Here is a 12,234-nt window from a genome sequence, read left to right as displayed (position 1 = left end):
CGGCAGGGCCCCGTCCCCCGGAACGACCGCCCGACACGGCCGCGCCCGTCCATGGATGAACGAGCGGGGGTGTCGTGCGGCACGAAAGGTTCCGCGGACACCAAGCATTGTCGCGGCCCTTCGGGGCCGGGGCAGGGAGATCCGCCACGGCCCACTGTGGGCTGCGCCACGTCGCGCACGTCCCGGGTCCGCCGTATCGCACAAGGTCCCAAAGAGGGCCCTGTTTCAGGACATTGGCGAACGATCCACCAACCGCCCATCTGCGGTACAACGATCGGCCAGCCTACCTCGCGCCACCGACAGCGCTCGCCCTGGGGAGCGATCGGTAGAACATCCGCGCGAAGAAGGGGACATGGTCCCGCCGGATCAGTTACGAGGGTCTCGCGTGGTCCGTTCCTGGCGGCGGCCGGTGAGCAGGAAGACCACGGAGCGCCTGCGCTCCTCCCACTCCCCCGCCGCGTGCAGGTCGACGGTCTGGAACAGGGAGCACTCCACCGCGTATCCGCCCTCCTCCAGCGTGCGGCCGATCAGTTCGGCGGCGTCCCGGGTCTGGGCGTGCGTGACGATCCGCTCCGGGCGGCGGTCCACGCACGCCTCGACGACGGGGACGCCGCCGCCTCCGACGCGTACGACATCCGGCTCGGGAAGGTCCTCCAGGACGTGCGGGGCGGTGCCGCGCACCACCTGGAGCTGTACGCCGAACCGGCGCGCGGCGGCCGCCGTCCGTACGCACGCGTCCGCGCTCTCGTCGACGGCGATGACCGCCGCGCCGAAGCGGGTGGCCTCCACGGCGAGCGCGCCGCAGCCGGTGCCGATGTCCCAGACGAGGTCGCCGGTGCGCGGGCCGAGCCGGGCGAGCTGGGCGGCCCGCAGGCCCGGGGTCTCGCCGTCGGCCAGGTCCTCCCCGTACTCCTCGGAGCCCAGGGCCCAGCCGCGCAGGCCCTCGGGGTACGCGCTGTCGTGGCCGAACAGCCAGCCGCCGCGCTGGGCGGGGGGCGCGCTGCCGCCGATGGCGATGACGACGTTGGGGTCGCGCCAGGAGTGGTCGGCGACCCGGTCGGAGGTGAGGACGGTGATGCGTTCGCGGTCGGAGCCGAGCTCCTCGCAGATGACGAAGGTGCGGTGCACGCCGTCGAGGAGGAGGGCGAGTTCGGCGGGTCCTGCCCCCGGGGAGGTGAGGACGGCGACCTTGGTGTGGGCGCGGATCACGTTGACGGCACGGCGCAGGGTGCGGCGGTGCGCGACGACGACCTGGGCGTCGTCCCAGGGCATTCCGGCGCGGGCGAAGGCGGAGGCGACGGCGGAGACGGCCGGTACGACCTCGACCTCCAGGCCGTGTTCGGGGGCGCGCAGGGTGCGCACGACGCCGAAGAACCCGGGGTCGCCGTCCGCCATGACGACGGCGGTGCCCCGGTGGCCCGCGATCCGGCGGGCGGCGAGGTCGACGCTGCCGAGCCGGATGCGTTCGGCGCCCGCCGGGACCTCGGGGAGGGCGAGGTGGTGCGCGGCGCCCGCGACGAGGGTGGCGGCCGCGAGGGCGGAGGTGGCCGCGGCGGTGAGGGGTGAGCCGTCCCAGCCGATCACCGTGACGCGGTCGGCCATCGTGGTCAGTCTCCTGGAGGTCAAGGGGGGTGCCGCGTGCGGGGTGGGAACCCGGCACGCGGAGGGATGCCGCACAGGTGGTCGGGGCAGGCTGAGAGTACCTGGTCCAGACCACTGCCGACGCGTGCGGCGGGGCGTCGGTTCCCGTCCGGAGCGCCGGCTCCGGTCCGGGCGTCAGTTCCAGTCGGTGTACGCCGACGCGTAGCCGCCCGCGTCCGCCATCTGGTCACCCACGCCTTCGAGGTCCTCGGGCAGCAGGCTCCACACGATGAGGTCGGTACGGATGTCCGTCCAGCCTTCGGCGGTGCCGTTCTCCGTGCGCGTACGCGCTATCCAGGCGTTGCGCAGGACGCCCTCGCTGATGCAGCCGACCCGCTGGGCGACCTGCTGGGCGGCGGTGTTGTCGGCCGGGGTGCGCAGTTCGATGCGCTCGAAGCGCTGGTCGCGGAAGAGCCACTGGGCGACCGCGAGGACGGCCTCGGTGGCGTACCCCTCGCCACGGGCCCAGGGGGCTGTGACGTAACGGAGCTCGGCGGCCTGGATGCGCCAGTCGGTGGCCGAGAGGTGGATGAGGCCGACGAGGCGCTGGGTGAGGAACTCGGTGACGGCGAAGACGATGCCCCGGCCCTGGGTGCGCTCGGTGGGCGCGATGCGGCGCACCCACCGTTCGGCGTCGCGCGCGGTGTAGGGGTGGGGGGCGGTGGTCCAGGCGGTCACCGCCTCGTCGTTCATCATCTCGACGTGCGCCGGGATGTCCGCCTCCTCGTAGGGGCGCAGCACCAGCCGGTCCGTGCTGATGGAGACGTCCGGGAAGGTGGTTGTCATGCGCTGCTCCATACCGAAGAGGCGTCGGGCCGAGGTCGTACGGGAAACGGTTCAGCAGTCGTACGGGCGTGAAGGCACAGCATGCCGCACGGGCCGGGCGGAACGCATGGCCGGGTCGGTGGTGGGGGTGACGCCCGGTCACATGCCCGAAGCCCCGCACTCCACGCGGGAGTACGGGGCTCGGCGGTCACATGCCGTACGGGGACGGCGGCTTGACCGGCGCCGTGGTGGGTCAGGGGTTACTTGACCGCGCCGAAGGACGGGACGACCAGGCCGGTGTACTTCTTCTCGATGTACTGCTTGACCTCGTCGGAGTTGAGGAGCTTGGCGAGCTTCTCGACGCGCGGGTCCTTCTCGTTGCCCTTCTTGACGGCGAGGAAGTTCGCGTACGGGTTGCCGTCGGCCTTCTCGGAGGCGAGGGCGTCCTTGGCGGGGGACAGCTTGGCCTGGATGGCGTAGTTGCCGTTGATGACGGCGGCGTCGACCTGGTCCAGGGCGCGGGGCAGCGTGGCGGCCTCCAGCTCCTTGAACTCCAGGCCCTTCTTGTCCTTGATGTCGGACAGCTTGGCGTCGGTGCCCACGCCGTCCTTGAGGACGATGACGCCGTTGTCGGCGAGCAGGTGGAGGGCGCGGCCCTCGTTGGTGGTGTCGTTGGGGACGGCGACGGTCTGGCCGGACTTCAGCTCCTTGAGGTCCTTGACCTTCTTGGAGTACAGGGCCAGCGGCTCCAGCTCGACGTTGACGACCGGGACGATGTCCGTGCCGCGCTTCTTGTTGAAGTCGTCGAGGTAGGGCTTGTGCTGGAAGAAGTTGGCGTCGACCTCGCCGGACTGGGTGGCGGTGTTCGGCAGGACGTAGTCCGAGAACTCCTTCACCGTCAGCTTCAGTCCGGCCTTCTCCGCCAGGTTCTTCTGGACGAAGTTGAGGATGTCGGCGTGCGGCGTCGGGGACGCGGCGACGACGAGCGCCTTGGACGCGTCGACCTTGCCGCCCTCGTCCTTCTTGGCGGCGGCCGGGTCGGAGGCCGTGCCGCAGGCGGAGACGCCCAGGGCGAGGGCGGTGACAGCGGCGGCGGCGAGGGAGATCTTGATGTTCTTACGCACGAAAAGTGCCTCTTTCTTGATCTTGCGGATGGAACGCCCGGACAAGGAGTGCGGGCTCGGGGAAGAGAAGTTCGGGAAGGACGCGGGGTCCTAGGCGGTGCGGCCCCGGCGGGCGAGCAGGCGCACGGCGCCGTCGCCGATCAGCTGGACGACCGTGACCAGGGCGACCAGCACCACGACGGTGATGAGCATGAAGTTGGTCTCGAAGCGGTTGTAGCCGTAGTTGACGGCCACGCTGCCGAGTCCGCCGCCGCCGACCGCTCCGGCCATCGCCGAGTAGCCGACGAGGACGATCACCGTGGTGGTGACGGCGGAGATCAGGGTCGGCAGGGCCTGCGGGAGGAGCACCTTGAAGACGACCGTCGGCACGCCGCCGCCCATCGCCTGGGCGGCTTCGACCAGCCCGTGGTCGACCTCGCGGACGGCCGTCTCGACAAGCCGGGCGAAGAAGGGGATGGCGCCGATGGCCAGCGGTACGACCATGGCGCTGGGGCCGATGAACGTACCGACCACGAAGGTCGTGAAGGGGATCAGCGCGATCAGCAGCACGATGAAGGGCAGCGAGCGGCCGATGTTGACGATGACGCCGACGACCTTGTTCACGACCGTGTTCTGGAGCAGACCGCCCTTGTCGGTGAGGACGAGGAGCAGACCCAGCGGGAGGCCGCCGAGTACGGAGACGATCGTGGCCCACAGGACCATGTAGAGCGTGTCGATGATGCCCTGCTCCAGCAGGGGCTGCATCTCTGACCAGGTCACTTGGCACTCTCCTTGGCCAGGGCGGGGATCGGGGCCGGTACGTCGGCTGGCTCGTCGGCGTCGTCTTCGTCCTCGACGACGTCGACCTGAAGGCCCTGCTCGCGCAGGAAGCCGACCGGGACGACGTTCTCCTCGTACTGGCCGGGAAGCTCGATCCGCATCCGGCCGATCTGCTTGCCGCCGACGGTGTCCATGGCGGCGCCCAGGATCGAGATGTCGATGTTGTACGTGCGGGAGAGCTGCGAGATGACCGGCTGGGTGGCGGCCTCGCCCTGGAAGGTGACGTCGACGACGGTGCGGCCGGGTCCCGTCGCGTGGCCGGTCACCGGGAACAGCTCGGAGGCCAGCTCGGAGCCGGGGGTGGCCAGCAGTTCCGCGACGGTTCCGGTCTCGACGACACGTCCGCGCTTCATCAGGGCCGCCGAGTCGCAGATCGTCTTGACGACGTCCATCTCGTGCGTGATGAGCAGGACGGTCAGGCCGAGCTGCTGGTTGAGGTCGCGCAGGAGCTGGAGGATCGAGCGGGTCGTCTCGGGGTCGAGCGCGCTCGTCGCCTCGTCGGAGAGCAGCACCTTGGGGTCACCGGCGAGGGCGCGGGCGATGCCGACGCGCTGCTTCTGACCGCCGGAGAGCTGACCGGGGTAGGACTTCGCCTTGTCGGCCAGTCCTACGAGGTCGAGGAGTTCGAGGGCCTTGCGGCTGCGCTCCTTGCCGGAGACGCCGAGGATTTCGAGGGGCAGTTCGATGTTGCCCTGCACGGTGCGCGAGGACAGCAGGTTGAAGTGCTGGAAGACCATGCCGATGCGGGAGCGGGCGGCGCGCAGTTCCTTGCTGGCGCGCTGGCCTCGTCCGGCGAGTGCGGTGAGGTCGACGCCGTCGACGGTCACGGTGCCGGAGGTGGGGCGTTCCAGCAGGTTGACGCAGCGGATGAGCGAGGATTTACCGGCGCCGCTCTGACCGATCACGCCGAACACCTCGCCCTCGCGGACGTGCAGGTCGACGCCGTCGAGGGCGGTGACCTCTCGGCCGCGCGAGGCGTAGACCTTGGTCAGGCCAGTAGTGGTGATCACAGGGTTTCCATCACTGTTGTCGAGTGCGCGGCGGTTTCGTTCCGCCGGACGCACGGGGCAGGTGTCCGGGGGCGCGGCACAGCTCGGCTCGGTCGGGCTGAAAGGGAGCCGAGGGCGCGCGGGGGCCGGCGGCGCGGTCGTGTACGCGGTGCGGGGACGCGGTGCGTACGGACGCGCGGCCGGAATGGGTCTCGCTTCGGGGCGCGAGGCTCAGGCGGGGGCCCTCAGAAGTCGCACATTCGACACATACAACGAGCACCGGGCGTCATCATCGCCTCGGTCGCAAGGGTGCGGCTGCTCGTCGTGGTCATGGGAACGAGTAAACCAGACGGGTGTCCGGGCGAAGGACTCCTGTCCGAATAGCGGACAGATGATGTCCAGGGGTGGACACCTGAAGGGCCGCCGCCCTGATGTCAGAGGGTGCGCGGGCACGGGCGTGTGGCCAACGCCACGCCGGGCGCGGGGGTGGGGGTCCGGGGGCAGGACGTCCGGAAGCGCCCAGTACGCTCCATCCCATGCTTGACGCCCTGACGGTCGCGGTCGCCGTGACCGCGCTCGCCCTCGCCGCGTGGTGCGGTTACGCCGCCTTCCGCGACCAGCCCACCAAGGACTGGCACTTCATCGGCATGGCCGTGGTGTCGGTCCTCGCCCTGGCCCAGCTGGTGGTCGGGATCGTGCAGCTGGCGCGGGGGGAGAAGCCCGCGGAAGGGAACGTCATCTTCGTGTCGTACTTGGTCGGGTCGTTCGCGGCCGTGCCCGCGGCGGGGTTCATGTCGCTCGCGGAGCGGACCAAGTGGGGCTCGATCACGGTGGCGGCGGGTGCGGTGGTGCTCGCCGTGCTGGAAGTACGGCTGTACGACATCTGGAGTGGCTGAGATGGCTGCGGAGACTGCGCCCCGGGCACCCCGGGGCGGTGATGAGCGGAAGCGACTGGTCAAGGGGCCGGGGCTGCTGCTCGTGTGGTTGTACGGAGTGATGTCCGTCGGAGCGGTGTCGCGGTCGGCGTACCAGATCGCGACGGAGTTCGACCGGGCGCCGCTGGCGTACTCGCTGTCGGCGGTGGCGGCGGCGGTGTACGCCTTCATCACGTACACGTTGGTGCGGGGCGGGGAGACGGCGCGGCGGGTCGCGTTCGGGTGTTGCGCGGTGGAGCTTCTGGGGGTGCTCGTGGTGGGGACGTGGACGCTGGTGGCGCCGGGGGCGTTTCCGGACGCGACGGTGTGGTCGAAGTTCGGGTTGGGGTACCTCCTGATCCCGGTGATCCTCCCGGTGACGGGCCTGCTGTGGCTGCGGGGGCGGCGGTAGCTCCTCGAGGGCGGGGCGGGGGCGGTCCGTCCGGGTCCCCGCCCCGTCCTCTCAGGAGCTACGCGCTCGCCGCGTACGACTCCGCGTCTTTCTCCAGGGTGATCAGGGTCAGCTGGGGGCCGACCGGTTTCCGGGACACCGTCGCGTAGCCCCTGCTTCGGTAGAGGCGCAGATTCGTTTCGCTGCGGTGGCCCGTGAAGAGGCGGAAGCGCTTCGCGTCGAGGGACGTGGCCAAGTGGGCCTCCACCGCTCCGAGCAGGCGGCCGCCCAAGCCGTGGCGGCGCATGCGCGGGTGCACGACGAGTTTCTCGATGCGGGCCGTGCCGTCCTCGTCGACCACCGCCCTGACGGAGCCGACGACCTCCTCCCCCAGCCGTGCCACCAGCGCGTAGCCCCGGCCGAGTTCGGCCGTCAGGTCCGCGAGGGACTGGGTGAGGGGTTCGAGGGTGTAGTCGTCGTACAGCTCCGCCTCGCTCTGGTAGCAGAGGTACTGGAGTTTGAGGATCTGCTCGGCGTCCCGTTCGTCCGCCACCGCAGAGATGATCACGCTCGTGCCCATGTGCTGCCTCCTGCTCGCCCGCTCCACCGGCCGGTTCTACGGCTCCATTCCCCTGCGCGCAGGGGGCGCAACCTCCGCCGCGAGCATTCTGCGCAGGCATCCCAGGCAACGGGAACGCATGGGCCCCAAACTCCCTTGTGACATTCCCAACTCCCCTGCGATTTCCCGGTAGGTGGGGTCGGACGGGGACAACAACAGAGCCAGGAGCGGGCGGCAGCGGGCCGGGAGGCGGCGGACCGCCGCGCGCAGGGCCCGGCGGCGCTCGGCGGCCAGGACGGCCGGTTCCGGGCCCGCGTCGTACGCCGCCGGAGGCTCGGCGGCGTACGACGTCTCCCGCCCGACCCGGCGGCGGGCCAGCCGCGCCTCCGCGCGGACCGCGCCGCGCAGCCAGCCCGCGGGCTCCTGCGGAACTCCGCCCGGCTGCTCCAACAGCCTTACCCAGACGGCCTGTTCGAGGTCGGCTGCGTCGACGCCCGCACCCATCGCCTCCGCTGCGGCCTCGGCGGCGAGGAGCGGGGCCAGGGCCTGTACCTCTTGCGGCTGTAGATCCATGCCCGGCGGGACGCGGCCGGGGGCGGCGGCGGTTGCCGGTCCGGCCGGGTCTCACTCGTACGGGTAACGGATTGATCACGGGGGAGACGCGGCTACGGGCGGTGGTCGGCCGCCGCGAGCAGTGCCGTGTCCGGGTTGTCGGAGAAGATGCCGTCGATGCCCGTGGCGAAGTAGGTGCGGAAGGCCGCGAAGGCGTCACCGTAGGCGGCCGGGTCCGTCCCCTTGCGGAAGTCGGCGGGCAGGAAGGCGTTCTCGTTGCGGGCCGTGTAGGGGTGCAGGACCAGGTTCTTCGCGTGGGCGTCGCGGACCAGGGTGGTCGGCTTGCCGAGCTTGCCGGAGGCGTCGCGCGGGATGACCAGGTCCAGGCTGGGGCCGATGCCCTGGGCGTACGTGGAGATCCACTTCAGGCCCTCGGGCTTGACCAGGTCGGCCACGGTGCGCGGGTCGCCGGACTGGACGAAGTCCCAGGGGCGGTCGGTGGCGGCGCCGAGGAGGACGACGCGGGGGCCTGAGACGAGCTTGGCCATGCGCTGCATGCTGCTGGGCTCGAAGGACTGGAGGAACGTCGGGGAGTTGGTTTTGTGGCGGCCGTACTTGCGGAGGAGACGGGCGAGGGGCTCTTCGAGGCCGAGGCCCAAGCCGCGGAAGTAGGTGGGGTGCTTCGTCTCGACGTGCAGCCACACCGGGCGGTCGCGCTTGCGGCTCTCCTTCTCGGCCCAGCGCAGCACCTCCTCGAAGGTGGGTATCTGCCAGCGGCCGTCGTAGAGGGTGTTGCGCTGACGGACGGCCGGGATGCGCTCCTTGGTGCGGAGGGTCTTCAGCTCGGCGAGGGTGAAGTCCTCCGTGAACCAGCCCGTGAGTTTCGTCCCGTCGACCGTCTTGGTGGTCTTGCGGGCGGCGAACTCGGGGTGGTCGGCGACGTCGGTGGTGCCGGTGATGTCGTTCTCGTGGCGGCAGACCAGGTGACCGTCCTTGGTGGGGACGAGGTCCTGCTCGATCACGTGCGCGCCCATGTCGAGGGCGAGCTGGTACGAGCCGAGGGTGTGCTCGGGGCGGTAGCCGCTGGCCCCCCGGTGGGCCACGACCGTGGGGACGGGCAGGCGCTTGTACGCCGGTCCGCCGTGACCGTCGCCACGTCTCGCGGACTCGGCGGCGTGTGCCGTACCGGAGATTCCGAGGGCGGCACCGGACGCTCCGAGGACCGCCGCGCCCAGCAACATCCGTCGCCCGGGGCCGAATTCCGCACCGTGTGTCATGAAATCTCCTTGTTGTTCTGGCGGGTTCTTGACCCGGACTTGACCGGCCCATGCCCCGATGGGGGCCTGATCGTAGACGCGTACGCATGAAGGAGGGGAGACACTGGACGGAACGCACTGCAAACACACGTCAACACTGCGTATCCACTGGGTGAACCCGATGTGCGATCAACAGTGACCCGCGAGTATCGTCCTCACCTGCGCCGTCCCGCGTAAACCCGATTCCGTACCCCGGAATCCCACGACTTCGGAGGAACCGTTGTCCCGTCTCGGGCTCATCAAGGCAGTGCTCGGACCGATCCTGCGGCTGATGTTCCGCCCCCAGGTGGAAGGCGCGGAGAACATCCCGGGGACGGGTCCGGTGATCCTCGCCGGGAATCACCTCACCTTCATCGACTCGATGATCATGCCGATCTGCCTGGACCGCCCCGTCCACTACATCGGCAAGGACGAGTACGTCACGGGCAAGGGCCTCAAGGGCCGCCTCATGGCGTGGTTCTTCACCAGCTGCGGCATGATCCCGGTCGACCGGGACGGCGGGCGCGGGGGCGTCGCGGCGCTGATGACCGGCCGCCGGGTGCTGGAGGAGGGCAAGATGTTCTCGATCTACCCCGAGGGCACCCGCTCCCCCGACGGCCGCCTGTACCGGGGCCGCACCGGCATCGCCCGACTGACGCTCATGACGGGCGCCCCGGTGATCCCGTTCGCGATGATCGGCACCGACAAGATCCAGCCGGGCGGCGCGGGCCTGCCGCGCCCCGGCAAGGTGACGGTGCGCTTCGGCAAGCCGATGGAGTTCTCGCGCTACGAGGGCATGGACCGCGACCGGTACGTGCTGCGGGCGGTGACCGACTCGGTGATGTCGGAGGTCATGCAGCTGTCGGGTCAGGAGTACGTCGACATGTACGCCACGAAGGCCAAGGCCGCCTGACCGCAGCCGATTCGATACGGGAGAGGGCCCGCCGGAACCGTCCGGCGGGCCCTCTCCCGTGTCCATGTGTGCGTGCCATTCGCGTTTCCCGCGTACGTCAGTGCTCGGTGTTTCCCGCGTACGTCAGTGCTCGATGCCCTCTTCGAGCTTCTGGCCGCGCAGCATGAACCACGCCGCGCACGCCGTCGCGAGCAGCACCAGCGCGCCGATGAGGGCGGCGGTCTGGAAGCCGTCGGTGAAGGAGTCCCGGGCGGCCGTCAGCAGGGCGGCGGACTGGTCCTGCGGCAGCCGGGTGGCCGCCTCCACGGCCCCGCCGAGCGAGTCGTGCGCCGCCGCCGAGACGTCGGCCGGAACCCCGTCCGGGACCGGGAAGCCCCGGTAGATGCCGGTGACGATGGAGCCGAGCAGGGCGATGCCGAGGGCCGCGCCGAGTTCGTAGGCGGTCTCCGAGACGGCGGACGCGGCACCCGCCTGTTCCTTGGGCACGCTGGAGAGGATGACGTCGGCGGTGACCGTGAAGGCGAGGCCCGCGCCGAGGCCGCCGAGGAAGAGCGCGCAGCCGAGCGCCACCACTCCGGTGTCGGAGGTCATCAGCGTGCACGCGGCGAGGGAGAGGCCGACGGCGGTCAGGCCGCCCGACACCGCGAGGCGTACGGACGTACGGCGGGCCAGGAATCCGGCGGTCAGGCCGGCGCCCACCGCGCCGACGGCGGCCGGGAGTTCGATGAGTCCGGCATTCAACGGGGAGCGTTCCTGGACCAGTTGGAGGAACTGGGAGAGGAAGAAGACCAGACCGGACAGGCCGAGGATGGTCAGCAGGTCGGCGAGCACCGCACCGGAGAAGCCTCGGTGCTGGAAGAGCCGCATGTCCAGGAGCGGTGATTCCAAGGTGCGTTGGCGGCGTACGAACCAGTACAGCGCGCCGAGGCCGACGACGGCCGCGACGGCGATGTCCCAGCGGAAGCCGTGTACCGCGGCCTCCTTGATGGCGTACACGACGGCGACCATGCCGACCAGCGAGAGCAGCACGCTGAGTACGTCCCACGGCCCGGGCGAGGGGTCCTTGGACTCGGGCAGCAGCTTGATGCCGACGACGACGAGGACGGCCATGACCGGGAGGTTGATGAGGAAGACCGACCCCCACCAGAAGTGTTCGAGGAGGAATCCGCCGACGACCGGGCCGACGGCCGCACCGGCGGAGGCGGCGGCACCCCAGATGCCGACCGCGAGGCTGCGTTCCTTGGGGTCGTGGAAGATGTTGCGGATCAGCGCGAGGGTGGACGGCATGAGGGTCGCACCGGCGACGCCGAGCAGCGCGCGGGCGACGATCATCATCTCGGGGCTGGTGGCGTACGCGTTGAGCACGGACACCGCACCGAACGCGACGGCACCCGTGAGCAGCAGTTTCTTGCGGCCGATCCGGTCGCCGAGGCTGCCCATGGACACGAGCAGGCCCGCGATGACGAACGAGTAGACGTCGCCGATCCACAGGAGCTGGGTGCCGGAAGGTTTCAGGTCCTCGCTCAGGAACGGGGTCGCGAGGCCGAGGACCGTGGCGTCGACGGCCACCAGGAGCACGGCGAAGACGAGCACCGCGAGGGCGAGCCAGCGTCCGGGGCTGGCTGTCCCCCCGGAGCCCTGTTCCTGGTGCCGCTGTTCGGTGCTTGTCATTTCTCCACGCTCCGTCGTACACCGCCGAGCAGCAACTCGACGATCATGTGCTGGTAGTCCTTGCCGGCGCTGCGGCCGTCCTGGATCGACCAGGCGGCGGAGGTGACGAGCCCGTACAGGGCGTCGGTCAGCCAGGCCGGGCCGAGGTCGATCCGGAATTCGCCGCTCTCCTGGCCGCGCCGGAAGAGGGCGGCGATGCGGGCGTCGATGCGGTCCCAGCCCTGGTTCTGCTCGCCCTCGAAGAGCTGGTTCTCGGTGATGAGGAAGGCGAAGAGCCCGGCGGCGGGTTCGGATCCGGCGATGAGGCGGCGCAGGGCCTCGGTCGCGGTGTCCTCGTCGAGGCGGGCCGCGTCGAGAGCCGCGTCGAGCTCGCGGAGCCCGAGGTCTTCGAGTGCCTTGATGAGGGCGTCACGACCGGCGAAGTGCCGGTGCAGGGTGGCGCGTCCGATGCCTGCGGCCCTGGCGACCTCGTCCATGGTCGCGGTGGCCTTGCGGGTGAGGAGGGCGGCGGCGGAGCGGAGGACGCGGTCGCGGTCGACTGTCATGAGACGAGGATAGCCCGAATGAGACGTTGACGTCTCACGCGGGCCGGACGGGCGGA

At 70.5% G+C, this 12,234-nt stretch carries 13 protein-coding genes; 3 read left to right on the top strand and 10 right to left on the bottom strand.

Features of this window, described 5'->3' with window-relative positions:
* Positions 1-366: 366 nt before the first annotated feature.
* The 5 genes from cbiE to OG897_RS13100 form a co-directional block, all read right to left on the bottom strand.
* Positions 367-1,602 (bottom strand): precorrin-6y C5,15-methyltransferase (decarboxylating) subunit CbiE, encoded by a 1,236-nt coding sequence (cbiE, locus tag OG897_RS13120; protein ID WP_266655955.1) that lies wholly within the window; start codon positions 1,600-1,602, stop codon positions 367-369.
* 174 nt (positions 1,603-1,776) lie between these two features.
* Complete coding sequence (locus tag OG897_RS13115; RefSeq protein WP_266655937.1) at positions 1,777-2,427, bottom strand: GNAT family N-acetyltransferase; 651 nt, start codon at positions 2,425-2,427, stop codon at positions 1,777-1,779.
* Between the two features lie 239 nt (positions 2,428-2,666).
* Positions 2,667-3,530 carry a MetQ/NlpA family ABC transporter substrate-binding protein gene (locus OG897_RS13110; RefSeq protein ID WP_266655935.1) on the bottom strand — a complete coding sequence of 288 codons (864 nt, stop codon included), beginning with the start codon at positions 3,528-3,530 and terminating at the stop codon, positions 2,667-2,669.
* 90 nt (positions 3,531-3,620) lie between these two features.
* The gene (locus tag OG897_RS13105) at positions 3,621-4,289 is read right to left on the bottom strand and encodes a methionine ABC transporter permease (RefSeq protein ID WP_266655933.1); all 669 of its coding nucleotides are present in this window, start codon (positions 4,287-4,289) and stop codon (positions 3,621-3,623) included.
* Entirely contained in the window at positions 4,286-5,359 is a 1,074-nt protein-coding gene (locus tag OG897_RS13100) for a methionine ABC transporter ATP-binding protein (protein WP_266655931.1), read from the bottom strand. Before OG897_RS13100 ends, OG897_RS13105 begins: the two co-directional genes overlap by 4 nt.
* Before the next feature lie 515 nt (positions 5,360-5,874).
* On the opposite strand from OG897_RS13100, the gene OG897_RS13095 reads away from it, so the two are divergent.
* Together OG897_RS13095 and OG897_RS13090 are read left to right on the top strand one after the other, a co-directional pair.
* Positions 5,875-6,234 (top strand): hypothetical protein, encoded by a 360-nt coding sequence (locus OG897_RS13095; protein WP_266655929.1) that lies wholly within the window; start codon positions 5,875-5,877, stop codon positions 6,232-6,234.
* Between the two features lies 1 nt (position 6,235).
* Positions 6,236-6,664 (top strand): hypothetical protein, encoded by a 429-nt coding sequence (locus OG897_RS13090; RefSeq protein ID WP_266655927.1) that lies wholly within the window; start codon positions 6,236-6,238, stop codon positions 6,662-6,664.
* Positions 6,665-6,722: 58 nt separating this feature from the next.
* Here OG897_RS13090 and OG897_RS13085 read toward each other — a convergent pair whose 3' ends face one another.
* From OG897_RS13085 to OG897_RS13075, 3 genes are all read right to left on the bottom strand, one after another.
* Positions 6,723-7,223 (bottom strand): GNAT family N-acetyltransferase, encoded by a 501-nt coding sequence (locus tag OG897_RS13085; protein ID WP_266655925.1) that lies wholly within the window; start codon positions 7,221-7,223, stop codon positions 6,723-6,725.
* Positions 7,224-7,259: 36 nt separating this feature from the next.
* Positions 7,260-7,775 carry a sigma-70 family RNA polymerase sigma factor gene (locus OG897_RS13080; RefSeq protein WP_266655923.1) on the bottom strand — a complete coding sequence of 172 codons (516 nt, stop codon included), beginning with the start codon at positions 7,773-7,775 and terminating at the stop codon, positions 7,260-7,262.
* Between the two features lie 92 nt (positions 7,776-7,867).
* On the bottom strand, positions 7,868-9,031 hold the full coding sequence (locus tag OG897_RS13075; RefSeq protein ID WP_266655921.1) for a glycerophosphodiester phosphodiesterase: 1,164 nt from the start codon (positions 9,029-9,031) through the stop codon (positions 7,868-7,870).
* 259 nt (positions 9,032-9,290) lie between these two features.
* On the opposite strand from OG897_RS13075, the gene OG897_RS13070 reads away from it, so the two are divergent.
* Complete coding sequence (locus OG897_RS13070) at positions 9,291-9,962, top strand: 1-acyl-sn-glycerol-3-phosphate acyltransferase (protein WP_266655919.1); 672 nt, start codon at positions 9,291-9,293, stop codon at positions 9,960-9,962.
* 123 nt (positions 9,963-10,085) lie between these two features.
* Here OG897_RS13070 and OG897_RS13065 read toward each other — a convergent pair whose 3' ends face one another.
* The gene (locus OG897_RS13065) at positions 10,086-11,633 is read right to left on the bottom strand and encodes an MFS transporter (protein ID WP_266655917.1); all 1,548 of its coding nucleotides are present in this window, start codon (positions 11,631-11,633) and stop codon (positions 10,086-10,088) included.
* A complete protein-coding gene (locus OG897_RS13060) occupies positions 11,630-12,178 on the bottom strand; it encodes a TetR/AcrR family transcriptional regulator (RefSeq protein WP_266655915.1) in 549 nt (182 codons plus the stop codon). The genes OG897_RS13065 and OG897_RS13060 overlap by 4 nt, the downstream gene beginning before the upstream one ends.
* Positions 12,179-12,234: the final 56 nt, after the last annotated feature.

It is taken from the genome of Streptomyces sp. NBC_00237 (genome assembly GCF_026342435.1).
Classification (GTDB): Bacteria; Actinomycetota; Actinomycetes; order Streptomycetales; family Streptomycetaceae; genus Streptomyces.
The sequence above is the reverse complement of the archived record's forward strand: the minus strand, read 5'-3'. Positions and strand labels throughout refer to the sequence as shown.

Coding starts and splice junctions, on each gene's coding strand:
- OG897_RS13065 (WP_266655917.1), bottom strand. CDS start 11,633: ATGACAAGCACCGAACAGCGGCACCAGGAACAGGGCTCCGGGGGGACA.
- OG897_RS13080 (WP_266655923.1), bottom strand. CDS start 7,775: ATGGATCTACAGCCGCAAGAGGTACAGGCCCTGGCCCCGCTCCTCGCC.
- cbiE (WP_266655955.1), bottom strand. CDS start 1,602: ATGGCCGACCGCGTCACGGTGATCGGCTGGGACGGCTCACCCCTCACC.
- OG897_RS13095 (WP_266655929.1), top strand. CDS start 5,875: ATGCTTGACGCCCTGACGGTCGCGGTCGCCGTGACCGCGCTCGCCCTC.
- OG897_RS13085 (WP_266655925.1), bottom strand. CDS start 7,223: ATGGGCACGAGCGTGATCATCTCTGCGGTGGCGGACGAACGGGACGCC.
- OG897_RS13090 (WP_266655927.1), top strand. CDS start 6,236: ATGGCTGCGGAGACTGCGCCCCGGGCACCCCGGGGCGGTGATGAGCGG.
- OG897_RS13115 (WP_266655937.1), bottom strand. CDS start 2,427: ATGACAACCACCTTCCCGGACGTCTCCATCAGCACGGACCGGCTGGTG.
- OG897_RS13075 (WP_266655921.1), bottom strand. CDS start 9,031: ATGACACACGGTGCGGAATTCGGCCCCGGGCGACGGATGTTGCTGGGC.
- OG897_RS13060 (WP_266655915.1), bottom strand. CDS start 12,178: ATGACAGTCGACCGCGACCGCGTCCTCCGCTCCGCCGCCGCCCTCCTC.